The sequence below is a fragment of the Agarivorans aestuarii genome (assembly GCF_019670125.1).
Lineage (GTDB): Bacteria > Pseudomonadota > Gammaproteobacteria > Enterobacterales > Celerinatantimonadaceae > Agarivorans > Agarivorans aestuarii.
On the sequence record NZ_AP023033.1, the window covers coordinates 988,718 to 1,012,606 of the forward strand.

A 23,889-nucleotide genomic window follows, 5' to 3' on the forward strand; every position below is an offset into this window, starting at 1 on the left:
TACAATGATTGACTGAAGTAATTGTAGTTTAAAACAACCCACAAAATGGACTATATAGTTTTTATATTGTTTATTTGGGGGGGCGCTTGCTCATCGGCGCAGCATTCATCCTGCAAAAAGCCGATTACTGTTTGTAAGCATTCAAATTCGGCTACGCAATATAAAGTGCGCCCTTCTCGGCGCTGGCTAAGTAAACCTGCAGAGACCAAACCGGAGATATGATGAGACAAGGTTGAGCCTGGAATACCTAGGTTTTCTTGTAAGCCGCCTACCGCGATACCAGCGTAACCGGCCCTTACCACGCTGCGATAAATACTTAGGCGCGTGGGATGACCAAGTTCTTTAAGGGCTTTAGCAATGCTTTCTGTATTCATTTGCTTTCTCGGGTGAAAAATATATTTCGATATTACTAGAAATATCTTGCATGTTCTAGTCTTGATGTTTATATTTCGAATATTCTAGAAATATAGGTGTTAAGATGATGAATATAAACAGTGATATGGCTTGGCAGGCAACTAACATGTTTGTTTTTTTGGCCTTTGAATTAACCTTATTGTTTTTGGCGATTAGCTATTTGGTGGGGGTATTGCAGCATTACATTCCGCCGCAAAAGATCCAGCAAATCCTTAGCGGAAAGAATGGCAGTGGCTATGTGGTGGCAGGCTTTTTAGGGGCGATTACTCCATTTTGCTCTTGTTCTACCATTCCATTTTTAAAAGGCTTAATAAGGGCCAAAGCGGGCTTTGGCGCTATGTTGGTGTTCCTGTTTGCTAGCCCTTTGCTTAACCCTATTATCATTGGTTTGTTTACGGTTACTTTTGGCTGGCAAGTGAGTTTGTTCTACTTTGTTGTGGCGATGAGTGTGTCGGTTGTAGCTGGTTTCAGTTTAGAAAAACTAGGCTTTGAAAAATACATTAAGGCCGATGCTTATCTTGAGCCTACCAAGCAGTGCGGCGGCTCTAGCTGTGGTGCTAAAGAGAAAAAGCCAGTGAGTAAATGGCGCACCATTTGGGACAGTACCTGGAGTGACTTTAAGAAAGTATTGCCTTACCTGTTTGCTGGTATCGCCTTGGGATCATTGATTTACGGCTTTATGCCAAGCGAGTTTATTGCGCGGTTTGCTAACGACAATAATCCCTTTGCGATTCCTGTGGCGGCGGTAATTGGTATTCCTTTATACATTCGCGCCGAAGCGGTAATCCCGCTCAGTGCTGCCTTAGCAGCTAAAGGCATGAGCTTAGGCGCGGTAATGGCCTTGATTATTGGCAGTGCTGGCGCCAGCTTAACTGAAGTTATTTTGCTTAAATCAATTTTTAAGAACCAGATGATCGCGGCGTTTTTGGTGGTAATTTTAAGCATGGCCATTGGTGCAGGTTTTCTTTATAACTTTGTTTTTTAATTGCAATAACCCTTTGGGGCTTTGCGCCCCAAAGGGTTATTGCTTCTATTCACAAAGTTCTAGCGCAGCTCAAATAGCTCTTCGTGGTAGTTGTTTAAGTTGAAAGTAAGCTTGGCCAAGTCGTTTTTAAGCGCCTTGGAAAAAGCGACCGGCCCGCAGAACCAAATAGTACGCTGCATTAAATCAATTACCTCATGGTGCAGCTGTTCAACACTAAGTAGAGGATCGCTGGCACTATTAATAATGTGGAGTTGTATATTAGCCTTACTCGTCTGTTGTTTTAGCTCATCAATAAACTGTTGGTCTGGGTTGTCTGCGCAATAATAGAGGTGAGTTTCTTGCTCTTTTGGGGCGAGTTGGCGCTCTTCAATAATGGCTTTGAATGCAGCAATGCCTATGCCGCCAGCTATCCATACTTGCGGAGCCGGATGCTTAAAATCGAACTGACCATAGGGCCCTTCTATTCGAAGCTTTTGCTTAAGGCTTAGTCGGTTTTTTAAGCTACTGGTAAAGTCCCCCAGCTCTTTAATTAAAAAGCGCAATTGCCCATCTTGTTTAGCGCTGCTAGCAATAGTGAAGGGGTGGGGTTCTTCTCCAGAAACTTGCACAAAAGCAAATTGGCCGCTGTGGTGACCGCTCCAACTGGGCGCTGCTAAGCGTAAATCTAAGACTTTGTCTTTGGCTAAATATTTTACCTCGCTAACAGTAGCATCGTGTTGTTTACTTTTACCTATTCGCCCAAACAAGCTATAAACCGCCGCGACACAACCTACCCAAATAAGACTTAATGTGATGAACGTAATGGGGTACGGCCAATAGCTGTGTTTAATCAATATGGCGGAATGAAATGCTAATGCTAATAACGCTAGCGACATGAGTTTGTGCGAATAACGAAACCCTTTGTACCTAATCACCCCCACTAAGGCGACAACTGCTAGCACTACAAAGCTGTAAAAGGCTACTTCGCCTACTTGTTCAGCCAGTCCACGTAAAGGACGCACCAGCGCATATAACGAATCAGAATTATTGGGACCAGTGCCTTTAACGGGTTTGTCTAGTATTCCCGCTCTTACAAGTTGCTTAGGAATAATCGCCAGTAGCCAATGCACCACTGCTACTAATAACGAGGCGATGCCGAGGTGTTTGTGCAAACGGTAGGATTTGTCTAAGCCTTTGGTGAGCTGCTCGATAAACGGCAGGCGCAAGGCTAGCAGCATAGTAAGGCTCATTAACGCTATGGTGAGTATGCCACTGTATTGAATCAGCGCAGAACGCCATTGAAAGAAGTTATCTGAAGAAAAGAGAGTGGATTCTGCTTGAAGCCATAGCCCAGTAACGGTAGCTATGACCAGCAAAACAGTGATAGAGGTTTTACGCATGATTCGGCCTTACTTATCCTTAAGTGTTAAGTATAAAAAGGCCAATCTTTAGTTAGGTAAAGCTAGGGTAAAGAAGTGTAAAGTCGCTGTTTGCATAGACGTGAAAAATGGAAAGCAAGCTAGATGAATAACCTAGGGTGTTCATCTAGCTTGGGTGTTGAATTAGCTAAAACCCTTCCAACACAATTTTTCCTTTAGCCTTTTGCGACTCGATAAAGGCGTGGGCTTGTTTGAGGTTGTCGGCATTTATTTGGCCAAAGTGTTCACCTAAGGTACTTTTGATTTTTCCTTGGTCGATCAACTGTGCTACTTCAGTTAGCAGCTGGTGCTGCTTAATCATATCTTCGGTTTCAAACATTGAGCGGGTATACATAAACTCCCAATGCAGCGAAATACTCTTACGTTTAAGCAGCTTTACATCTAGCTCTGCGGGGTCGTCTATTAAGCCAAACTTACCTTGCGGCTTAATCACTTTAACTATTTCGCCCATGTGTTCGTCGGTATTGTTTAAGCTCACTACGTAGTCAATGTTGTCTTGCTCGGCTAACTCTTCACTTAAAGGGTTGCGGTGATTAATGATTTGGTCGACCCCCAATTCTTTTAACCAAGCCTGGGTTTCGGGGCGAGAGGCGGTGGCAATAACTTTAAGCTTGGTGAGCTGTTTAACCAGCTGAACCATTATCGAGCCTACCCCGCCAGCGGCACCAATGATTAAAATAGACTTTGGCTCAGTTTTACTCACTTGCAAGCGGTCGAATAGCATTTCCCAAGCGGTTAGTGCTGTGAGAGGCAAGGCGGCCGCATGTGCTGCTGGAATGCTAGTGGGTGCTAAGCTAACTATGCGCTCATCTACCAGTTGGTATTCTGCATTGCTGCCAGCGCGAGTTAAATCACCGGCATACCAAACTTTGTCACCTACCTTGAAAAGCTGGGCTTGGTCGCCAACTTGCTCCACGGTGCCTACTGCATCCCAACCGATTACTTTCCATTGGCCTTGCTCGGCGGAGGCATTGGCGCGAATTTTAGTATCAACAGGGTTTACCGAGATGGCTTCAACTTTTATTAATAAGTCTTTAGCACTGGCACTAGGCTTTGGCAGTTCAATATCTTGTAGTGATAAGTCTTCACTAATTGCTAGTGCTTGTTGGTAGGCTACAGCTTTCATTGGTGGCTCCATTAGGGCGAAAATTCAGATAACTCAGTGTAGTAGAGTTTGGCTGTAGGAAAAACACAGCTGCGATTAAATCACTTTCAATTTATTTTTGATAATCAGTGAGAGAAGATAACCAGCCCTTAATTTGGGTTTTGGCTAGCTTACATCAAGTTATGCTTTTTAAGAGCGTACTAAACTGTCGGCTATTTGAGCTAAGCCCATCTTGCTTGGCTTGCTTATGTTGAGTATACAAAGAGTCATTTATGAAACACAATTGGCGCATATGTGCAGCGCGCTTAAGCCGTTTTCCCACGCCAGTGGCAGGGCTTGCATTAGGAATAGCAAGCCTAGGCTTTGTCATTGAATCTAGTTATAGCACCGAGGGCTTTGTTCAAGGGCTTTCCGCGCTGCTTGCAAGTATGCTGTTGGGCTTGCTGCTGCTAAGGTTTGTGTTGCACCCTAAAACGCTTATTCAAGATCTATCACACCCTGTTGTGGGCAGCGTTGCTCCTACTTTTGCTATGGCATTAATGCTAGTAAGCAACGCAGTTGCGCGTTATTTGCACCCATTTGCTGGTAGTGTTCTTTGGATATTGGCCATTGTTATCCATTTAGCTTTTTTAGCGGCCTTTTGTTACCACCGAAGCCGCCAATTTAATTGGACTGACATGGGGCCAAGCTGGTTTGTGCCGCCTGTGGGGATTATTGTGGCCGCTCTTGCTTACCTTGGTCCGGTGCATGGCGTTTTATATTGGCTGGCGGTCGCTTGTTTATGGTTTGGTATGGCATGTTTTTCGATTATGTTACCGATGATGTTTTATCGGTTTATTTTCAAAGACAATATTGAGCAAGGCGCGCAGCCCACTATTGCCATTCTTGCCGCGCCTGCCAGTTTATCGATGGCGGGTTATTTGACTATTGAGCCTTCTCCATCAGCCTTGATAGTGTTGAGCTTGTTTGGCATTTCGCTATTGATGACCTTTACCGTTTACCTGTCTTTTTTCAAATTATTGCGCTTACCTTTCTCTCCAGGCTATGCGGCATTTACCTTTCCTATGGTGATTGGCGCTAGCTGCATGTTTAAAACCGCAGACTTATTGAATAGATGGGGAGTAAACGCTAGCTTGGTTGAAGAAGTGTTATGGTTGGCGCGTTTTGAACTATTAATGGCAAGCTTAGTTGTCGCTTATGTTAGCTTCAGGTTTATCTACTTCTTTGTATTTACGCGGCGCCATCAGCAGCTTTAGAGTTAAGCAAATCTAAACTCTTGCTCTAGGTTAAATTGCGCTAAAGAAGTAGCGGGCAGCTATCTGGAACAGTTGTTCGTTGGTGTCTGCTTCTAGCCCGTGCAAGGCGCGCTGCGGCCGTTGGCTGTTTAGCCATTGGTATTCGCCACCTATAAACCAGTTTTTGTTTAACCTATATTGGTAGGCGAAGGTAAGGCCTTTACCGCGCTCGTTATTGTCATCTAAGGGGGTGTTGTCGCGGTCGATGTTTTCAAAGGCTTCTGCCCGCAGGCTCACTCGGTGCTTCTTTTTAAAGTTGCGGGTGAGCATGGCAAAACCATTGGCAAAGTCCATCTTCACAGCATCTTGGCGATCGAGCGATTGCATCAAGGTTGAGCCGTTCATGTATTGCCACAATAGCTGCCAATGCTTGTTTATCCGCCATTTTCCACCTAAGTGAGCAAAGCGGGTTCGCCACGCGTAGTCTCCACCATCAATTAAGTAAGGTTTAGCCAGGTTATCGTAGTATCCCACTCTAAACAGGGCATGGCGTCTGATGCTCCAGTCCAAGTTAGTATGAAAGCCGGGGCGATGATCTATTTCTTTAAATGGGTTCGAACGGCGGGTTTGATCGGCTAATGCGGGTTGCAATGGTTCGGGGAATGGGCGAGTTTCCCCCCATAGGGTTTGTCTCGAGCTGCTGGTCCAGCCGTGCCAAGCTAATAAGGCCCCAGCTGGGTCGTTAGCCACAAACAGCATGCCGCTTAGTGACAAGTTGTGTTGGGAGTTAGAGAATTTACCTAAGCGCTCTAGTTTGGCCTCGATGCCGGTGGTGCGAATTTCTTCTCCAACCCAAGTATTAAGAGTGGAGGCGTTTAAGGTGTATGGCGTTGCCCAGGCGGTGGCGGTGTTTTCTAAGGAAATACTCGGATACATAATGCCCGCTCGGCCCGACCAGCGAAGGCCACTCTCCGAGGGGAGACCTTTATAACTAAAAAAAGCCTCAGTAAAACCTAGCGCACTATCTTCTTGATCGAGCCAGCCATTTAAAACCAATTTGCCAGAGAAGCCGTTATCCCAGTGAGCGCTTAAATCTAAGCCAGCTTGAGCAACGGAAAGTTGGCTTCCATCAGAGTAGCCAAATTTGCCGTAGCCACCTTTTACATAGCTGTCACTGCTATCTACATGGCTAGCGCGTAAATCGAGGATCCCTCTGGCGCTATATTCCGCAGCCTTGGTGGTGTTTAGCGTAGCTGTTAGCATCAAACAGATGCTGAAAATAATTCCCTTATTCGGCAAACTCGATGCTCTCCTGAGCGAGTAATTCATATAATTCTTTAGCGGGTTTTGGGCGACTAATAAAGTAGCCTTGAGCTAAATTACACTTGGCTTTTTCCAGCCACCGTAAGCTCTCGATATCTTCTATACCCTCTGCTACTACACTTAAGCCCATGTTGTGCGCCAGCTCAATGGTCGACTTCACAATAATGGCATCGTCGGCATCAATGGCGAGCTTTTGTACAAAAGATTTATCAATTTTGAGCTCATGCACCGGTAGGCGTTTTAACTGAGCAAGGGACGAGTAACCGGTGCCGTAGTCATCAATAGACAATTTAAAGCCACGTTTTTTAAAGCGAGCCAGCAAGGCAATCGCCGTTTCAGGGTCGTCAACTAACGCGCTCTCTGTGACTTCTAAGGTGAAGGATTCTGCTGCTAGTTGCTTGTTTTCGATATTCTGGCAAATGAAGCTATAAAAGCTATCGTCTTTTAGGTTTTCGCCAGAGATATTGATCGCGATGTTGACGTCGACACCTTTGACCTTCCAAGCCAGGCTTTGTGATAAGGCTTCTAAAAATACCCATCGAGTGAGCGGGTTAATTTGCCCAGTATGTTCAGCAATTTCGATAAATGCATCGGGTGGTACCATGCCTAACTCTGGGTGTTGCCAACGTACTAGGGCTTCTACATGGGTGATTCTGTTAGCGGCAAAGCTAAACTTTGGCTGGTAGTGCAGGGTGAGCTGGTTGTTTTGAATGGCCTTTTTAAGATCGTTAATTAGGCTTAAGCGTTCAACGGTATTGGTATCGGCACTTGGGTCGTAGATGTAACAATGGCTGCGCGCTTCTCGACAGTGATTTAAGGCCGCATCTGCTTTTTGTAGTAACTCCTGCGGGTTTTGGCCATGCTCTGGAAATAAGGCTACACCCACATGCGTTTGCAGCTGTAGATGCATATCTTGAAAATTACAGCCTTCGTGCATTTGCATACTAATAAGCTGCAAATGTTGTTGTACGTTGTCTCGGGTTACATTTGGCAGTAATACAATAAATTCGTCGGCACCGATGTGGCACAGGTAGTGTTCACTTTTTAGTGCGCTTAGGCGTTTGCCCGCTTCTTTAATCAGCTGGTCGCCAGCTTGGTGGCCTAAGGTATCGTTCACTTGTTTTAGGCGACAAATGTTTAAGTGGAACATAGCAAAGGACTGTTTGCTGTCTGCTGTAAGTTGAGTAAGTTTATTGGCCAGCCAGTTGCGATTGGGTAACTCGGTAAGAGGATCGTGGTTTAAGCGATGGTTAATGGCCTGTTCACGACTGAGCACCTGTTCTTGCATGTTATTAAATTCGCTGGCTAGTTGGCCAAGCTCGGTTCTGTCGTTTATTGATACCGGTGTTTGATAATCACCAGCGGCTAGCCGCTTAGCTTGTTTCACCAGCAGTTTAATTGGCCGGGTAATGTCATCAGCAATCAGGTAAGCCGCTATCATCGAACAGAACAGCGTGAGTGCCGTTAGCAGTAAAATTTGCACCCAACTTTGTTGAATCACCGCCACTAGGTTATCTCTAGAGCTATGCAGCACTACATAAAAAGCGCCTTCACCCGCTACGCTAAATTGTTGGTGCAGAGCAATTACATCACTGTCGGTTTGGCTTAGTAAGGCTTTAGCGCTAGCAACATTGGCATCGGGATTACTTGAGCCCAACAAAGACCATGTTTGCTGTTGCTCTAGGATAAAGTCGGTTTGCAAGCCGGTTTGGCTTAAAAAGCTTTCTGCCAAGGGCTTGCCAATTTCGTAACCAAAACCAACCCAACCAATAATCGCTGGACCACTCTTTATCGCTGAAAGATGTAGTTGGTAAAGTTGGTTGCCTATAGCGTAGTAGGGAGGCAGTAAGTTTTGTTGTAATGCCGGCATAAAGGCAAAAGTTTGGCCTTGTTGTTCACCCCTTACCACTTTGCTTTTTTGATTAGCTTGCTGGCTGTTTACTAATTGCAGTTCAATCATGCCCGACGGCGTGACCACCATGGCTAAGTCTGCATTAATGCGTTTACCGTGATTATGCAAAGCAATCGCAACGCTGCGTTTGTCTTCACCAAATACACTTTTTAATCCGTAATCGTTGGTGACAGTTTCGGCAAAGCTGCTTAGGTAAAACCCTCGGCGATTAAACTCACTTTGAAACAGAGCGTTGGCTTTGCTTAACTGCGAGTCGATGGCAATTTTTTCTTTCAGCCTTAAGGAGTCGTAGGTAGACCAAAATGAGATCGCTTGAAGCAGTAACAATAGCGATACGATCAGCAGTAGTATTTTGGTCTTTATACTTTTCATCGGCGCTCCTGCCAATTAGTACTCTGAGAGAAAATCAAAATCATCCGGATTTTGCTGTTCTAGTTCTGCATCTTCTAAAGCGTTGGGCAAGCTAAGTGCTAGTTTACCATCGTTATTAATGTTTAGCTTTTGGCTAAGTTGCTGATTAGTTGTTTTAAGCTCTGGATGCCAAACCACCAGTTGGTAGTCTCCCGCTGGTACAGCAGTAAATTCAACCATTCCTTGGGCGTTAGTTTTGTTAAACAAGGGCGTATCAACTAGCAATAAATATGCGCCCATCCAGTCATGAATGTTACACCCCATAGGTATCACGCCGCTGTGGTCGAAGTCATGTTTGCTGTGGGTCTCCCCCGACTTGATTTGAAATGAAAACTTGTTATCACCAGCAGCAGAGTAGATGTGGTGGGTAATGTTGTCATCGTTATTAAAATCGACTTGGCTACCACGTTGCGCCACACTGATGTAAGGCACAAAGGCTTTATCTCGCTGGCCTATCACAACGGTTTGTTGGTTTATCTCACTGAGTTGATGGCCCTGTGGCTCAAGATAAACCACCACATTGGCGGCGGGGCTGCCATCGGGCTGACTGAGGCTTAGCTGATAGCTAAAGCTTGAATTGGCAAGGCTCGAAAAGCTGAGAATTATTAGAGCTAGGCTAGTGACTATGTTTCTCATCGGCATCCTTTCGCCACATTACTGGTGGCTGATGAAATCTGTTGGTGGTTTGGTTCTAGTACTTAGACCTTAGCACTTAGCCAAATATTACAGCTTATTTGCTTGGGCATAACTGAGCTATTTAAGTGTAAGCACTTGGCTGTTGATTGAGCAGCAGAAATTGCGCTAAATGTGGCATAGATAGAAAAAGCCTAAAGCAAATGAGTACCTTAGGCAGGCTGTTAGCTTAATCATTGTTGCTTAATGCATGTAAGGCCGCGGCTCGGCGAGTTTCATGTTCATTCATAAAGTAGCAGCGGTGGGTATAAGCAGAGGTTAGGGCTTTATGCTTATCTAGGCCTGGATAACGTTGGTCGTAACGCTCACTAAAGTTTAAGTATTGGCGATGGTTTAACTGCCTTACAGAGTTGGCTAGCTCGCTAGGTACTTGATATTCAGCCACTAAAGCTTGGTAGTCTTGTTGATGTACCGCCACCCGCGAGTGGTTTTTTAAGTATTTTGCGGCTGCCATGCAAGCTGCCGCTTCGTTAAGTTCAAACATCATTTCTGCAGCTTGAGGTGGTAGCTCTTTGGCTTGGACGGTAAGTGCTAGGCCTGCGCTAAAAGCAACTAAAAGTAATTGGCGAAAGGTCATGTAATTAGCCTTGAACAAGTGGTTTTAATAAGAATAAGGCAGCGTTATAGAGGTTAATTATTAAATAAATATTACGGCTAGCACTTAATTTTAGTAATTGCTTTAATTAATAAAAGTGAAATCTTAGTGTCATATTTTGAATTCAGTATCCTCCGCCAAATCAACTAGATAACTGGCGATATGGAGACATTACCTAATGCAAAATTCAACTAAATTAGTGTTTCGCACTACTTTGTGCGCTGCGGCAGTGAGCGCACTACTTAGTGCTTGTAACAGTGATAGCAATAATGACCAAGATACTTCAAGCCCAATTGTACCGGCACCGCTGTCTATTGGTCTGTTACCTGATACCCAAGGCAATGGTTGGGAAGTCGCGCAACACCCCATGGAAGCAGTGTTGGCTAAGCACCAAGCACATGGCGTTGATTTGGTTATTCCGGTAGGTGATTTAACCAATCACGGTTCAACCAAAGAATGGGCAGAGTGGCGGGAGGTTGCTGAGAAGTACCGTGAAGCTGGCATGGAGTTTTTGCCAGTAATGGGCAATCACGAAACCAGCTGGGCTTACACGGTAGAATGGATTGAAAACATGCGTCACTACATTCCTGAAGACGCTGTTCACATGCCTAGTGCCGAGTGGCTTAACTATTACATTATTCGTGAAAATGTATTGGTGATTGGCCTTGCTTATTACAACCTACCGATCGCTTTTGGTTGGATTAAAGATGTAGTTGCAGAACATGAAGGTAAGTTTGAACATGTGGTAATTGCCAGCCACGATGGCTTGATTGGCGCTAAGTATGGGCAAACCCGTGAGCAAATTGTACAGGGCACTAAAGATGACAATCGCCTGTTTGATATTCATAAAGAGATCCGAGAGTTATTTACAGAAAAAGATGTAATTTGGGTGCAAGGACACGAGCACATGTATCAGCGCTCGCAAGTGCATGCGAGGGTATTAGGCTCTAATGATCCAGGTGGGCGCAATGCCGAACCGTTGGCATCTACCCCTAGTGGTGGTAATTACCGTATGCCATCTTATACCCAAATTGTCAGTGGCAATGCTTCTTACAAGGGTTATGAATACCGTTATGGCGAACGCGAGCTTATTCAAGATGTTATTCAACACAAAATGGATAGCATGAGCAATGGCTCGGAGCACTACGATGCCAACGCCGCAATGTTACATTTTGACGGTTCAAGAGTAAATTACCGTGCTTACTCGGCGCCTCATACCATTAAGGCCAACAGTGATGGCCCTAAAGAATTGCTTGAGCCTAATTGGACCTTAATGGACAGCTTTAGCCGCAGCTCTAACCGTTGTGAGTCATTGATCTATCCAAACTCGATACCCGATGATCAGCGCCCAATTCTTAACCATATTGTTGAATACAAAACCGCCTCCTGTGTGGCTGATGACCAAAGTACGGCCAAGCTGTTAGGCGGCACAAATAATACCTTTAACCGGGTAGACACCACCGAACGAACCATGGGGTATACGGCAGGCTTTAACCGCGCCGAAACCATGAACGACATGATGCGTTTAAGCTACCAGTTCTTATTTACCAAGCATTCTTCTTGGGATGTAAATTTAAATGGTAATAACCGAGTAGTGCCTAATTACGATTCGATTCAACCTGATGAGTCTGGTGCAGAAACTGGCCATGTAGTGCTACCTGCCACCACCATCGACATGAAAAAACACCTCACCTTGAGTTGGATGCCGAAAGAGGCCGCTACAGTTTCTGAGGTGTTGCTAGTGAGTGGTACCCAAGTGCATGGTGGAGTTTATCAAAATGCCTACGGCGGAGAAGTTGATATTCGCACCATAGCCGGCCAGCCTGGCTCGCAACCCGATGGAACGGCCAAACAACCGGTGGTCGATTTACCAAGTTATGCAACTCAAGCTTGGGATGTAGAACAGATCATTGCTGATCCATATGGCATTGAGTTCACCACCGAGAACTTGGCGCAGGCAGAGAACTTAAACCTTGCTTGGAAAGCCAACGGTGAATGGCAAGCGGTAGCGGCATCTGAGTGTGTGTTTGATTTGCCATGGGATGAAGACTACTTAACTAACCCTCCGGCACGTATTACCAGCTGTAGTGACCAACCCCTAGTTGGCTACGACAGCCAATATGGTGGACGCTGGTGGATGATTGCCCAGCAAGATGTAGAGTTAGCCTTAATTAATAAATAGGCATTAGCCACGGGGTGCTAATGGCGTGGCCCCGTGGCTTAATTCAACAGTTTTAATGAGGAAGTGTAGTGATTTTTAAAGCTTTAAAAAGAGTTAAAACCTCGGCTCTGGCGCTGTGTATTTTAGCTGGCCTAATAGGGTTTAATGCTCAAGCAGAAAACATTGATTACTTAAGTGCAATAAACAGTGACCTTAATGCTAGCCCTTTAACCTTTGCTAAAGGTGAACTTCGTTGGGCAAAGGTTGGAGATTTACGCCCAACCCAAGCTTTGATTGGCTATGACCAAGTAAATTATAAACTTGGCCGCTACCAAGCCGAGCCCAAAAAGATGTATGAAGAAATTTGTGAGTCTTACGGTGCTGGTGAAAAAAAGGTTAAGTGGAGCGAGCAGTCTTCTCCATTAAAGCCGGGAAGCTTTAACTGCCCCTTGGCAATTGGTAGTGAAACTGCAGAGATGAAAACCGCCATGGTAGGACCCGATGGTCATTTATATTTAACCGACGGCCATCATACCTTCTCGACTTTTATCGATATGGAGAATGGTGGGGCACAAATGCCGGTGCTGATTAAAATTCAAGATAATTGGTCAGCGGGAGAAAGTGATTCCATCGAGCAAGCTATGTCGCAGTTTTGGCAGCGCTTGGCACAAACTAACAATAGCTGGCAATTTACCGCCAGTGGCGAAGCCATTTCTTATTTAAACATGCCGACTACACTCGGGCAGGATTCTTTAGCCAACCAAGCTTTTAGAGCCTTAGTTTATTTCGCGCGTGATATTAGCTGGGTGAAAAAGCAGGCCGAAGCGATTAACTTTTTAGAGTTTCATTGGGGTTATGAGCTAGCTAAAAGCATCTCTGTAGATGAACAACGCTTAGTTGAGCAGGCATACTATTTAAGCAAAATAGAAGAAGTTGCTAAGCAAATGCTAGCGTATGCGCCAGAGCAAGCTATTGCCAGCAGCGGCAGAAGCGCTAAGCAGCTAGGGCAAAAGGCGGCTTGGGACAATAACAGTGATAAAACTCTACAGCAGCTGGTTTGCGGCTCGAAAAAAGGCCGCTTAGGTAAGTTAGGTTTTGCCTTAAGTTATAAGCAACCGGGTGTAAGCTTGGAGTGTAATTAAGCTTTAACAAGGTGAGCTAAGTCCTTAGTTCCTCATAAGTCCAAGCAAAAGCATAATTAATGTTATTAACAAAAATCTAGCAACGCCCATGTTGCTGGATTTTTTAGTTTTGTCATATGGTTTGATTTATCAATAGCTGGTTCACAAACTCAATACTATTTTATATATATATGTTTTTTATATGATTTAATGCGCCTGCAAGTTTGCTATTAAAAATCCAATAAAGGATTAGTTGTACAGCTAAGGGAAGAGATGAAAAAAGTAAGTTTATTGGCTTTATTGTTTTGCGCAGCAATAAATCCTCTACAAGCAGAAGAACAAAGCGCAGTAGAGCAACAAAACTATTTCTGGCTAGAGCCGGGAATGTCTTATGGAAACCCTAGTGTTAATGCTAGCATTGATATGCGATATAGTTTCTCTGACTATACGGTATCTTTTGGTGGTACCGGCGGCTTCGATTGTTTTTTATGTGATAGGTCTGAAGGTGATATTGAAACTCACTCGCTTAGACTTATGGCTGGGAAATACTTTTATCCGGGTAAAAACGAGTTTCTGATAGAAATAGGATTAGCAAAGACCCTTGTATCCACAGATTACCAAAATGACGGTCAGTGGGAAACAATTGATAGTGATACCTTGGGGATCCCTGTTCGTTTTGCAAAGTATTTTAATAGCAAGTATGTGGGGTTTGCTTTAACAGCAGATGTGATGTACACCAAAGACGAGTGGATAACTACGGTTGGTTACAGCGTGCCTTTTGGCAAATTACGCCATTGGTAAGTAAACAAAAAAGGTAGAGCAATGCTCTACCTTAGATGTGTTTTATTCAGGTTTGCGCTTGCCTGTCATAAATTCTTCGAGAATTTCTGGAGTCAATTCACCGGCTTCTTCTAGGCGCTTTAGCTCCGCTACAATAAGCTTTTGCTCTTCCATTGATGGAACTGGAAGTTCAGGCTCTTTTTCGATGCCTTCTGGAATGTTTAAATTATCTAACATGGTGGCTCTCACGATAAAACTTAGTTGGACTAAGTATATCAGCAAATGGGCTTTTAGTTGCAGTGCTTGAAAACTGAAAAGTCACCCCTTGATGATCTAAATCATCACCCGCCTAGTAAGCATTAATATTAGATGAGTGCCTGAGATGTAAGGAATGGTGGGCCCGAGTATGAAAAATCAAGTAAATCCCAAATGCTTACTGAATAGTAAATGGACTAAACAAGCGGTAGTGAATAAGCAAAAACACTTTATTGTGACTGAGCTAGAGATTGATGACTTACAAGCGGTGCAGCGCTGCGTGATTCAAGCGGTTTACAATCAGCAAGATTTTGAGATTGATTGGCGAGAGCTAAAAGATCGCCGCCATTGGCAGCAAGGTTGGAAGTAGTAAAGTTAGGCACTAACCTTCAGCGCCTAACTAACATGCATTAGCTACGGCTAGTGACTTCTAGCAAGTGATAACCAAACTGAGTTTTCACAGGGCCATGCACAGTATTTAGCGCTTCATTAAACACTACTGTATCAAACTCTGGCACCATATCGCCTTTATTAAACTCACCTAACTCGCCGCCATTTGCGCCAGATGGGCAGTTAGAATGCTGCTTGGCGATATCGGTAAATGCGGCTCCGCCTTCAATTTGTGCTTTTAGATCTAAACATTGTTGCTCGGTATCTACCAGAATATGGCGTGCGCTTGCTCTTGGCATGAGATGTCCTCTGTATATGTCGCTGTTAATGGCTAAGCCTTGCTAACTTGCTGAATGCTTAGCTTGAGAGGGCAAATGTAGTGGTAAAGCTTAGTGTCTGTCAAATTGGGGAAGCACGCTTTGTGCTTCCCCAGCCAAACTTTATAAAACGGTAATTACATCTTGTTCTGGCAGGCGTGCCTTTGGTAAGCCGTAGTTGTAGTCTTCGCCGTCGAGGTGGTAGCCCAGCGCTAAGGCAAAGTGGCAAACATGGCCATCAAGCTCTTGCTCGAATATCTCGCCAATTAGCGCCGAATCTACGCCTTCCATTGGGGTAGAGGCTATGCCTAAACGCGCCAATACGTGCAAAGTGTTGCCTAATGCAATATAGGTTTGCGCCTTGGTCCAGTTACCGTTAAAGCCACTCTCGTCGGTATTGGCTTCGGCAAAGCTGAATCCGCCATTAAGCATGGCGTCGTACATGTCGGCGGGTAAGTGGCCTGAGCTTACTTCTACGTCTACCACTTTGCGGTAATCATCTTTGGTGAAATTGGGGTTGTGAGCAAACAAAATGATATGAGACGCTTCTTTTGCATGCGGTTGATTAAACTGATGCATATTGGCAAAACTATCGTGGAAGCGCTGCTTAGCAGCGTCGCTTTCAATAACAATAAATTTCCAAGGCTGCGAGTTAATTGAAGAAGCCGATAAACGAATAGCTTCTTTTATCACCGTCATGTCTTCGGCTGAAATACGCTTTGATGCATCATATTTTTTAGCGGTGTAGCGGCTATTTAGATCGTTAATAATTGGGTGAGACATGGGGTAAGTCCTCGCAAAGCTTGTTTAGATAGGCGCATCTTACGAGGATCTGTTTTTAAGAAACAGAGGCGAACTCTCCAATTATTATGGTCATTTATGTCCACAATGATGTTGAGTTGGTAAAACAGTTAAGATTTTTTGAACGAAGCGTAATGGGTGTTTTTAAGAGACCAGTTTTGATTGATGAACATATTACATTCAGCCGCAGAAACAAAAAGGCCGCTCAATTGCTTGAGCGGCAAAGGATATAAAAGGCTATTGGATTACATTGCTTCGATTAAGATCAGCCCTTCGCTGCCCGCATCAAAGCTAACAGTGCCATTGCTTACGGTGGCAATAGAGCCAGTGTAAGCGTTGCGCACGCTGCTGCCGTTGTCGAAGTAGCCAGCAACATTCACAGATACTGTGCCTGAGCCATCTACCACCACAACAACATTGTTGCTTTCGCCCGATACTGGGTTAGTCCAAGTACGTGCAAAAGCTTTGCCGTTAGACTGGCTAACAGCAATGTGTTGGCCGGCGCCTACTGCTGGGTTGTCACGACGGAATTGACCCACTTTTTGCCAGTGTTGGTGAACGCTGTTACCTGCTTTGTTCCAGTCGATGCTAGAGCGGCTGCCTTGGTCGGCATCTGAACCACCGTCACCGTTTACACGGCCAAGCTCATCACCGTAGAACACTTGTACGCCACCAGGTAGTAGCAATAAGGCTGTGCCCGCACGTTTCTGGCGATTGTCGTCACCGTTGTAGAATACGGCTCCGGTATCGTGGCTAGAAATGTAGCTGAGTGAGTTCCAATCGCTAGAATTATTCACTTGGTTAGCATAATCAGCAAACACGCTTAACATGGTGTCGGCGCTGCTTACCATGCCATCAATAGAGCCTTTAAAACCAAAGTTAATTACAGAATCAAAGCCGCCTTGAGTGTGGTACTCAGATTCACCTAAACCATGACCAAATACTTCAGCGGTTGCCCAAAACTCATCGCTCCAATCGGCACCTGGTGCGCTTGGGTTGTTTTGACGCCATTCACCTAGCGCGCCTTTGGCTTCGCTAATTAGGTTAGCCCAGTGATCGTTAGTCACGTGTTTGGCTGTATCTACACGGAAACCATCGATACCGTAGTCACGCACGTATTGAACTAACCACTCGGTGATCCAATCACGAACACGCTTGTTACCTTGTGCTTGGTAGTCACTTAAGTAGCCTTGGCCAAAGGTAGATTTATTGGCTAGGAACGGAGGAATACCCACTTGTTGGGTTGACTCGGTTTTAAAGTCTGGCAAGAAGGCTAAACACTTGGTTAGGTCATCACCGCCACAACCATCGTAGCCAGGTAAACCAACACGTATCCAATCTTTACCCCACCAGTTCAACCATAGGTTTTCATCGCCATCGTAGTTGATGAAATCATGGTAACCAAACCAGTTTTGACCATTGCTTGGAGTCCAGTTTGGACCAGCAGTGTCAGAGCCGTAGTTAAACTCATCCATGTCTTTTAGGGTGTTGTAACCCGCGTGGTTCATTACCACATCCATAACAACACGAATGCCTTGGCTATGGGCTTTATCTACAAAGGCTTTAAACTCTGCAGGTGTGCCCATGTTGGCATCAAGGTTGGTGTAATCTTGTACGTAGTAACCGTGGTAAGCATAGTGAGCAAAATCGCCGTCGCTGCCGCCACCAACAAAGCCATGAGCTTGCTCATATGGTGCAGTTAACCAAATGGCGTTAATACCAAGATCGGTGAAGTAACCTTCATCCAATTTTGCCGTTAAGCCGGCAATATCACCACCATGGAAGGTACCAATGTTTTTGCCTGTAGCATCAACACTTGGGCGACCATAAGAGTTGTTATTGCTTGGTTTTCCGTCGTTAAAGCGGTCGGTGATCACAAAGTAAACGTTAGCGTTGTCCCAAGTGAAATCAGACGCGGTTGGCTGCTCAACTTTGGTAATAGTGAAACACTGGTTAGCGTTGCTGTTTGCGTTTTCTGCATACAAACATAGCTGCATAGACTCACCAACGGCTAGGTTGCTGCCAACAGAAATAGTTTCGCCATTGCTATAAGCAATACCGTTAACTGGATCGCTACCGTCGGTAGTGTATAAACCACCAGTAACGTCATCACCAGTAGCACCTAAGGTGATGCTTACTTCATTAGTCCAGAAGGTGCTTAGCGCGGGATCAATGCTTACTTTGGCATCATTGCTTGGTAAGTCACAGGTATCTGTCCAACTCTGAGTGCTAATGGTGTAACAGCCATCTTTATCGCGGAATAGATCATCCGTTTGGCTATTGCCTTGGTTGCTAAAGATAAGTTTGCTTGAGTCACTGTTCTCAAACTTAAACTCATGCCAGTTTTCACCTAGAGCTGTCATTGCATCACCAGGCCACGCTGAATCTGCTTCAGTACCTGCCGGAAGGGCATCCCAGTGGTGAATTGATGGTGTCCATTCTGCTGGCGCGTTTAGATAAACGGTAAAGCCAGTTTCTGGAACGGCAATCTTGTTGTAGGTATAGGTTTGAATCACCGAACCTTGGGCATTGGCTACAAATACTTGTAACTCAACAAATTCGCCTACAGCCAGCTCACCACCAATGTTGATGATGTCGCCATTGTTAAAGCTTACACCTTGGGTGCCACCAGTAGTACTGAGCGAATAACTACTATCTGTAACGTTTTCGCCTTTGTAGCTTAAGGTTACTGCTAGCGTGTCGGTGCCAAAGTCACTGCTGCCAGGGCTAACTGTTAACTCAGGTTTGGTTTCAATAATGACTACGTCGGCAGCGATGGCTTTGCTTGAAGCATCAAAACTGATGTTGTAGTTAGTATTGTCATCCACTTGGAAATCTTGGTTAGGGTAGTTCTCACCCCAGCTACCGTTATCAGAACATGCAGCAACCTTAAAACGCGCTGGGCTTTCTTCACCAGCAAAGGCTTGTGTTAGCTCATATAAGCCAGTTGCTGAGTTAAGCGGCATTGGGGTTTGGCCCCAGCCATTTGGCGTACCACGGAAACACCACACAGCAGGCTCTTCGCCAGCAACGGTAATGTCTACGCTGGCGGTATTACTTACAGCGCCTTGGTTGTCGGTTACTTGTAAAGTAACGGTTTCGCTTTGGGTGAAGGTAACACTGATAGATTCAGTGGTTTCGCCAGTGCTCCACGAATAACTAGCAATGCTTCCATCGCTATCGCTAGAGCCGCTAGCCGAGAAGGTGATGCTAGTGCCAGCATCTACTGTTTGCGCGTTTGCTGGTGAGATAACAGCAGTTGGCGCTTGGTTACTATCACAGTTTGCTACCGATACTACGTCGATATTTTTGCTGTCACTGTAAAAGCTGATTTGGTAGCTACCGGCCGATACGCGGTAGTCTTGGTTAGGGTAGGCTTCTTGCCAATCACCCCAACGGTCAATTTTAAAACGTGGGTCGTTATTACCAAAGGTTTGGCAGGTTTGAAACTCGGTACTAGATACCTGATCCATGGCGGTGGTTTGCCAGCCATTTGGCGTGCCACGGAACTCCCATTCTGCCTGAGCAGAGAGAGAAGCCGTTAACAAGCCAAGGAGTACTACCTTGTTCATGTCATTTCCTTATTCGAGTATTTATTGTGATAGCCATAGGCATATCAAGCTGTTAGCCAATGTTAAATGACTCTTTGTGGTCATTTATTGCGCGACCATAACGCTGGTCGAATCAAAAATAGCCTTAAAAGTGAGCAAACTGAGGTGTTCATCAAATAAATATATTGTTTTTGTGATTGAAAAGGATTTCATTTTATTTGTCATATTAATCAATTATTTATATTCCGCTGATTGTTAGTAAGTTTGGGTTAAACCAGATAAGTCACTACTAGGTGGGGTGCCAGCGGCATTTTTTATAATTGGCTGAAAGTGGGAGGCTAAGACACAGAGCTATCCCTAGTAAGCGACAAAATTGAAAATAACTCCTTTTCTTGGCGGAGTTTAAGTATTTGAATTGCAAAAAGATTAGGTGACCCAATTGTCAATTAAAGGTGAGTTAATGCTGTTTTTTAGCGGTATAACTGAGTAATACGACTATTATTTAAGTTATCTATAGTTAGTTTTGGTAATAATGTTATGGCAACAATCAATCAAGAAGTCACCTTTGAGAAGTCTATTCAGTTGGTCTCAACAACTGACCTTCAAGGTGATATCACCTATGCGAATGACGACTTTTGTGAAGTGGCGGGATACTCGCATGAAGAGCTACTGGGACAACACCACAATATTGTTCGCCACCCTGATATGCCTAAGGCCGCTTTTGCCGATTTGTGGAAGAAGTTAAAAGAGGGAGAGGCTTGGCGTGGCATGGTGAAGAACCGCTGTAAAGACGGTCGCTACTATTGGGTAGATGCTTACGTTACGCCGCTCTATGAAGAAGGCCTGCATATTGGTTATCAATCAGTGAGGGTATCGCCAAAACCAGAACACAAGCAGCGAGCAGAGATGATTTACCATAAGCTAAGTAATGGTAAGCATATCGAACCCTTATGGAGTGGCAGGTTAGCAAGAGTATGGGCTTCTGCGATTATTTTGCTGATGGGGATACTTTGGGTCTCGATGAATATAGACACCCGTTATGCCTTGCTAGAGTTACTGTTTGTCGCCAGTTTATTTTTTCTTAATTTTAATGAGCTAGTGAGAACGCCTTGGAAGCTTAATCAGCTTAAGCAGTCGTTTGATAGCCCTAGTCGCTATATCTACGAGGGTACCGAACTGTTTGATGTGGCGCGTTTTCATATCGGTTTACTGGAAGCGAGAATTAAAACCATACTAGGACGCACAGCAGATTCAACCAAGCGCTTGCAGATCCTCTCCAAAGAACTCGCTACTATTTCTATTACAACCAGTAAGGCAGTAGATATTGAAACCGTAGAACTAGAACAGTTGTCTGCGGCCATTCATCAAATGTCGATGACAGCGTCAGAGATCAGTAATTCCACGGTAACCGCTACCGATAAAGTAGGCGAAACTCAAAAGCACTGTGAGCAAACTCAAGCCAACATGACAGAAACTCGTCGCCAGGTAAAAACCTTGTCTGACGATGTGCAACAAGCTGCTAGCTTGGCCAAAGAGCTTACCGATGACGCCGATGGTATCGCAAAAGTAATGGAAGAAATTCAAGGCATTGCTTATCAAACCAACCTTCTGGCTTTAAATGCAGCCATTGAAGCGGCGCGAGCAGGAGAGAAGGGCAGAGGTTTTTCGGTGGTTGCCGATGAAGTAAGAGCGCTCTCAAATCGAACTCATCAAGCTACTGGTTTAATTGAACAGTCGGTGGAAAAAATGCAGCATAGCTTAGCATCATGGGAAAACAGAATGACGCAAAGCAGCGGCCAAGCTGAGCAGTGTTTGCTTACCGCAAGTCGTAGTTCAGAATTAGTGGCTGATATTTCTAATATGATGAATGAGGTGCATGATGTTTCTACCACCATCTCTGTGGCAGCCGAGCAGCAGTCGGTAGTGAGCGCTAATATCTCGGAAAATGTAGCTAGAATTAGCCAACTCAGTCAAGAAACCAAACAACATGCGAGTGAGCTGAAAACCAGCAGTAGTGAGCTGGCCAAGAAGTCTAATGACATAGCCTCACTATCGGATATGTTTGCCTAAATCTAGTTGCTGTAACTACTAATGTTTACCTCTGCGGCTCTATCGCGCAGAGGTACAAGCGATTGATAAGTTGGCGAATTATACCAATGCTCAAGTTGCTCAGTGCTGCTAAATTCAATTACCACACTTTGCTCAAACTGGCTAGAACCTGCCAATTGTTTGTGCCATTGCCCACGTAACAATACCTTGGCCTCATAGGGCGCCAAAGACTCGCCCACACCCTCAACATATTGCTGCCAAAGCTCTTGGTTTTTAATGTTAACTTGTCCTAACAAAAACGCTGCCATACTGCCTCAAAACTTGATTGCCTTAATGCTTTAAAGCTAGTCTTAATATGCTCACTTGGAAACCAATAAACTATTCTATTTAAAGCGTAATGGTCTTTTCCTAAAGCGCTTGTATACTTTTGATATGAATGAAGAAAATTTAGCACTAGTATTAGCCGGTCCGATCCTAAGACAAATCTGCACCACTAAGCTGAGCATGTGGATTGCCACATCGCAAGCCATAGAGCTGCAACTTAGCTTACAGCCAGAGGGCAAGCCGCCACTACTATTTGACCATCAGCAAATCATGCAAACTAGCCAATGCATGTGTGCTGGTGAGCGACTTTATTACTATTTAATCGAGCTAGAATTGGAGCCAAGCTTACCTGTGGAAACCTGGGTTAGTTACGATTTAGGGCTAATTAAGGCGGGTGAATCAGCGCCCTTAACCTGGCGGGATTGGGCGCCAGAACTGGTGTATCCACCGCGCAGCTTACCCGGTTTTGTGGTGCCTAATAAGGTCAAGCAAATGCTGCACGGCTCTTGCCGTAAACCACATTTTGCTAGTGGCGATGGTTTGGTAAGAGCAGATGCTTGGTTAGCGGAACAAGAGTTAGATAACTGGCCAAGTTTGCTGATGCTCAGTGGCGATCAAGTATATGCCGACGATGTTGCCACTCCTATATTAGTGGCTATTCACCAGTTAATTGCTCAGCTAGGCTTGGCGAATGAGCCTTTCCAAGACAGTAAGCTAGCCGCCAGCGAGCCACTTCATGCGCAAGGACACTATTTGTCTCGCCAAGAGCTATTGCCCAAAGAGGGAGTAGAACTGGCTGCCAATAAAGCTTTGTTTAGTGCGGTGAAAAAACCTATTTTCACCTCTGATCATGCTAACAATCATTTGATCTCTTTAGCCGAAATGCTCGCCATGTACTTGTTGGTGTGGTCACCTAGCGCTTGGGCTAAATTGGATATGAGCCCACCCGAAGCTCTAAGCTTGGAGCAATTGGATGAGTTTGTTAAGCAGCGCGAAACCCTTGAAGGTTTTGTTGTGGGTTTAGCTAAAGTGCAGCGCTTAATGGCGCATTTGCCTTGCGCAATGATGTTCGATGACCATGATGTAACCGACGATTGGAATTTAACCGCAGCTTGGGAGCAAAGCGCTTATGGCCATCCGTTTTCTAAACGGATTATTGGCAATGCCTTAGTTGCTTACTTTTTATGCCAAGGCTGGGGCAATGCACCGGATAACTTTTCAGCGAAGTTGTTGGGCGAACTACAAGCTTGCTTGTCGGCTCCGGGTGGCCAACAGCACTTAGATTTAATTGATAGGCTACTTAGCTACCCACAGTGGCATTACCATTGGGATACCGAGCCTAAATTATTGGTATTGGATACTCGAACTCATCGTTGGCGCTCGGAGCGTAATCTTAATTCCCCTTCGGGCTTAATGGATTGGGAAGCACTTACCGATTTACAGCAGCAATTGATTGGCCTTGAAGCGGTGATATTGGTTTCACCCGCACCGATGTTTGGGGTGAAGCTGATAGAAGTGATTCAACGGCTATTTACCTTGGCAGGAAAGCCATTACTGGTAGATGCTGAAAACTGGATGGCGCATCCTGGCTCGGCTAACGCGTTATTAAACTTATTTCGCCACCCCAAAACGCCTCAGCATTTTGTGATTTTATCTGGCGATGTGCATTACTCTTTTGCTTATCAAATTCAGCTACGCGGCAGAGAAGGTGGTCCCGATATTTGGCAAATTACCAGCAGCGGCATAAAAAACCAATTTCCCGAAAGCTTGCTGGATACCCTTGATCGGATTAATCGCTGGCTATATTCACCTCGCTCACCGCTTAACTGGTTTACTCGCCGCAGACGAATGCGGATTGTGCCTCATCGACCGGAAAACGCTGCACGTGGTGAGCGCTTACTTAATGCCTCCGGTATTGGCTTACTTAAGCTAAATAGCGATGGTTCTCCCAATGCTGTGCTGCAATTAACCGCCAAGGGCGAGGCGATAGCCTTTGAAATGTCCGAGCAAGACGCGCGCTGGGAATAAAGCTTTTTGTAACTGATTCAT

At 45.0% G+C, this 23,889-nt stretch carries 20 protein-coding genes; 8 read left to right on the forward strand and 12 right to left on the reverse strand.

What is annotated here, in order from left to right; all coding sequences use genetic code 11:
* Positions 1 to 50: 50 nt before the first annotated feature.
* Entirely contained in the window at positions 51 to 374 is a 324-nt protein-coding gene (locus K5609_RS04615) for an ArsR/SmtB family transcription factor (protein ID WP_221076158.1), read from the reverse strand.
* Between the two features lie 104 nt (positions 375 to 478).
* Between K5609_RS04615 and K5609_RS04620 the strand changes: the two genes are divergently transcribed.
* Positions 479 to 1,399, forward strand: coding sequence for a permease (locus K5609_RS04620; protein WP_221076159.1), 921 nt, complete (start codon positions 479 to 481; stop codon positions 1,397 to 1,399).
* 59 nt (positions 1,400 to 1,458) lie between these two features.
* On the opposite strand, the gene K5609_RS04625 is transcribed toward K5609_RS04620, so the two are convergent.
* Together K5609_RS04625 and K5609_RS04630 are read right to left on the reverse strand one after the other, a co-directional pair.
* Entirely contained in the window at positions 1,459 to 2,778 is a 1,320-nt protein-coding gene (locus K5609_RS04625; RefSeq protein WP_221076160.1) for a ferredoxin reductase family protein, read from the reverse strand.
* A 166-nt stretch (positions 2,779 to 2,944) separates the two neighbouring features.
* Positions 2,945 to 3,943: a zinc-binding alcohol dehydrogenase family protein gene (locus tag K5609_RS04630; protein WP_221076161.1), complete on the reverse strand. Its 999-nt coding sequence runs from the start codon at positions 3,941 to 3,943 to the stop codon at positions 2,945 to 2,947.
* A gap of 251 nt (positions 3,944 to 4,194) precedes the next feature.
* Here K5609_RS04630 and K5609_RS04635 point away from each other — a divergent pair, with 251 nt between their 5' ends.
* Positions 4,195 to 5,178, forward strand: a complete 984-nt coding sequence (locus tag K5609_RS04635) for a TDT family transporter (RefSeq protein WP_221076162.1) — start codon at positions 4,195 to 4,197, stop codon at positions 5,176 to 5,178.
* 30 nt (positions 5,179 to 5,208) lie between these two features.
* Here K5609_RS04635 and K5609_RS04640 read toward each other — a convergent pair whose 3' ends face one another.
* The 4 genes from K5609_RS04640 to K5609_RS04655 all read right to left on the reverse strand — a co-directional run bounded on the left by K5609_RS04640 (position 5,209) and on the right by K5609_RS04655 (position 10,073).
* Complete coding sequence (locus K5609_RS04640) at positions 5,209 to 6,420, reverse strand: hypothetical protein (RefSeq protein WP_221076163.1); 1,212 nt, start codon at positions 6,418 to 6,420, stop codon at positions 5,209 to 5,211.
* Between the two features lie 25 nt (positions 6,421 to 6,445).
* The gene (locus K5609_RS04645) at positions 6,446 to 8,764 is read right to left on the reverse strand and encodes a bifunctional diguanylate cyclase/phosphodiesterase (protein ID WP_221076164.1); all 2,319 of its coding nucleotides are present in this window, start codon (positions 8,762 to 8,764) and stop codon (positions 6,446 to 6,448) included.
* A 15-nt stretch (positions 8,765 to 8,779) separates the two neighbouring features.
* Positions 8,780 to 9,439: a hypothetical protein gene (locus tag K5609_RS04650; RefSeq protein WP_221076165.1), complete on the reverse strand. Its 660-nt coding sequence runs from the start codon at positions 9,437 to 9,439 to the stop codon at positions 8,780 to 8,782.
* 226 nt (positions 9,440 to 9,665) lie between these two features.
* Positions 9,666 to 10,073, reverse strand: coding sequence for a hypothetical protein (locus K5609_RS04655; RefSeq protein ID WP_221076166.1), 408 nt, complete (start codon positions 10,071 to 10,073; stop codon positions 9,666 to 9,668).
* Positions 10,074 to 10,269: 196 nt separating this feature from the next.
* Between K5609_RS04655 and K5609_RS04660 the strand changes: the two genes are divergently transcribed.
* The 3 genes from K5609_RS04660 (at position 10,270) to K5609_RS04670 (ending at position 14,174) form a co-directional block, all read left to right on the forward strand.
* Positions 10,270 to 12,273, forward strand: a complete 2,004-nt coding sequence (locus K5609_RS04660; RefSeq protein WP_221076167.1) for a metallophosphoesterase family protein — start codon at positions 10,270 to 10,272, stop codon at positions 12,271 to 12,273.
* 68 nt (positions 12,274 to 12,341) lie between these two features.
* Positions 12,342 to 13,394: a ParB/Srx family N-terminal domain-containing protein gene (locus K5609_RS04665; RefSeq protein ID WP_221076168.1), complete on the forward strand. Its 1,053-nt coding sequence runs from the start codon at positions 12,342 to 12,344 to the stop codon at positions 13,392 to 13,394.
* Positions 13,395 to 13,646: 252 nt separating this feature from the next.
* Positions 13,647 to 14,174 (forward strand): hypothetical protein, encoded by a 528-nt coding sequence (locus K5609_RS04670; protein WP_221076169.1) that lies wholly within the window; start codon positions 13,647 to 13,649, stop codon positions 14,172 to 14,174.
* 42 nt (positions 14,175 to 14,216) lie between these two features.
* On the opposite strand, the gene K5609_RS04675 is transcribed toward K5609_RS04670, so the two are convergent.
* Entirely contained in the window at positions 14,217 to 14,390 is a 174-nt protein-coding gene (locus tag K5609_RS04675) for a restriction endonuclease subunit S domain-containing protein (protein ID WP_016400452.1), read from the reverse strand.
* Between the two features lie 169 nt (positions 14,391 to 14,559).
* On the opposite strand from K5609_RS04675, the gene K5609_RS04680 reads away from it, so the two are divergent.
* Positions 14,560 to 14,778 (forward strand): TIGR02450 family Trp-rich protein, encoded by a 219-nt coding sequence (locus tag K5609_RS04680; protein WP_221076170.1) that lies wholly within the window; start codon positions 14,560 to 14,562, stop codon positions 14,776 to 14,778.
* A 40-nt stretch (positions 14,779 to 14,818) separates the two neighbouring features.
* On the opposite strand, the gene K5609_RS04685 is transcribed toward K5609_RS04680, so the two are convergent.
* The 3 genes from K5609_RS04685 to K5609_RS04695 form a co-directional block, all read right to left on the reverse strand.
* On the reverse strand, positions 14,819 to 15,097 hold the full coding sequence (locus K5609_RS04685) for a peptidylprolyl isomerase (RefSeq protein ID WP_016400450.1): 279 nt from the start codon (positions 15,095 to 15,097) through the stop codon (positions 14,819 to 14,821).
* Between the two features lie 141 nt (positions 15,098 to 15,238).
* A complete protein-coding gene (locus K5609_RS04690) occupies positions 15,239 to 15,898 on the reverse strand; it encodes an NAD(P)H-dependent oxidoreductase (protein ID WP_221076171.1) in 660 nt (219 codons plus the stop codon).
* A gap of 263 nt (positions 15,899 to 16,161) precedes the next feature.
* Positions 16,162 to 19,488, reverse strand: coding sequence for an alpha-amylase family glycosyl hydrolase (locus tag K5609_RS04695; protein WP_221076172.1), 3,327 nt, complete (start codon positions 19,486 to 19,488; stop codon positions 16,162 to 16,164).
* Positions 19,489 to 20,004: 516 nt separating this feature from the next.
* Here K5609_RS04695 and K5609_RS04700 point away from each other — a divergent pair.
* A complete protein-coding gene (locus K5609_RS04700; RefSeq protein WP_221076173.1) occupies positions 20,005 to 21,537 on the forward strand; it encodes a methyl-accepting chemotaxis protein in 1,533 nt (510 codons plus the stop codon).
* Between the two features lie 2 nt (positions 21,538 to 21,539).
* Here K5609_RS04700 and K5609_RS04705 read toward each other — a convergent pair whose 3' ends face one another.
* Complete coding sequence (locus K5609_RS04705) at positions 21,540 to 21,824, reverse strand: DUF1330 domain-containing protein (protein WP_221076174.1); 285 nt, start codon at positions 21,822 to 21,824, stop codon at positions 21,540 to 21,542.
* A gap of 124 nt (positions 21,825 to 21,948) precedes the next feature.
* Here K5609_RS04705 and K5609_RS04710 point away from each other — a divergent pair, with 124 nt between their 5' ends.
* Positions 21,949 to 23,868, forward strand: coding sequence for an alkaline phosphatase D family protein (locus tag K5609_RS04710; RefSeq protein ID WP_221076175.1), 1,920 nt, complete (start codon positions 21,949 to 21,951; stop codon positions 23,866 to 23,868).
* Positions 23,869 to 23,889: the final 21 nt, after the last annotated feature.

Bases quoted from the DNA above. Each gene is read 5' to 3' on its own strand.
- K5609_RS04615 (WP_221076158.1), bottom strand. From the start codon at position 374: ATGAATACAGAAAGCATTGCTAAAGCCCTTAAAGAACTTGGTCATCCC.
- K5609_RS04620 (WP_221076159.1), top strand. From the start codon at position 479: ATGATGAATATAAACAGTGATATGGCTTGGCAGGCAACTAACATGTTT.
- K5609_RS04625 (WP_221076160.1), bottom strand. From the start codon at position 2,778: ATGCGTAAAACCTCTATCACTGTTTTGCTGGTCATAGCTACCGTTACT.
- K5609_RS04630 (WP_221076161.1), bottom strand. From the start codon at position 3,943: ATGAAAGCTGTAGCCTACCAACAAGCACTAGCAATTAGTGAAGACTTA.
- K5609_RS04635 (WP_221076162.1), top strand. From the start codon at position 4,195: ATGAAACACAATTGGCGCATATGTGCAGCGCGCTTAAGCCGTTTTCCC.
- K5609_RS04640 (WP_221076163.1), bottom strand. From the start codon at position 6,420: ATGCTAACAGCTACGCTAAACACCACCAAGGCTGCGGAATATAGCGCC.
- K5609_RS04645 (WP_221076164.1), bottom strand. From the start codon at position 8,764: ATGAAAAGTATAAAGACCAAAATACTACTGCTGATCGTATCGCTATTG.
- K5609_RS04650 (WP_221076165.1), bottom strand. From the start codon at position 9,439: ATGAGAAACATAGTCACTAGCCTAGCTCTAATAATTCTCAGCTTTTCG.
- K5609_RS04655 (WP_221076166.1), bottom strand. From the start codon at position 10,073: ATGACCTTTCGCCAATTACTTTTAGTTGCTTTTAGCGCAGGCCTAGCA.
- K5609_RS04660 (WP_221076167.1), top strand. From the start codon at position 10,270: ATGCAAAATTCAACTAAATTAGTGTTTCGCACTACTTTGTGCGCTGCG.
- K5609_RS04670 (WP_221076169.1), top strand. From the start codon at position 13,647: ATGAAAAAAGTAAGTTTATTGGCTTTATTGTTTTGCGCAGCAATAAAT.
- K5609_RS04675 (WP_016400452.1), bottom strand. From the start codon at position 14,390: ATGTTAGATAATTTAAACATTCCAGAAGGCATCGAAAAAGAGCCTGAA.
- K5609_RS04680 (WP_221076170.1), top strand. From the start codon at position 14,560: ATGAAAAATCAAGTAAATCCCAAATGCTTACTGAATAGTAAATGGACT.
- K5609_RS04685 (WP_016400450.1), bottom strand. From the start codon at position 15,097: ATGCCAAGAGCAAGCGCACGCCATATTCTGGTAGATACCGAGCAACAA.
- K5609_RS04690 (WP_221076171.1), bottom strand. From the start codon at position 15,898: ATGTCTCACCCAATTATTAACGATCTAAATAGCCGCTACACCGCTAAA.
- K5609_RS04695 (WP_221076172.1), bottom strand. From the start codon at position 19,488: ATGAACAAGGTAGTACTCCTTGGCTTGTTAACGGCTTCTCTCTCTGCT.
- K5609_RS04700 (WP_221076173.1), top strand. From the start codon at position 20,005: ATGGCAACAATCAATCAAGAAGTCACCTTTGAGAAGTCTATTCAGTTG.
- K5609_RS04705 (WP_221076174.1), bottom strand. From the start codon at position 21,824: ATGGCAGCGTTTTTGTTAGGACAAGTTAACATTAAAAACCAAGAGCTT.
- K5609_RS04710 (WP_221076175.1), top strand. From the start codon at position 21,949: ATGAATGAAGAAAATTTAGCACTAGTATTAGCCGGTCCGATCCTAAGA.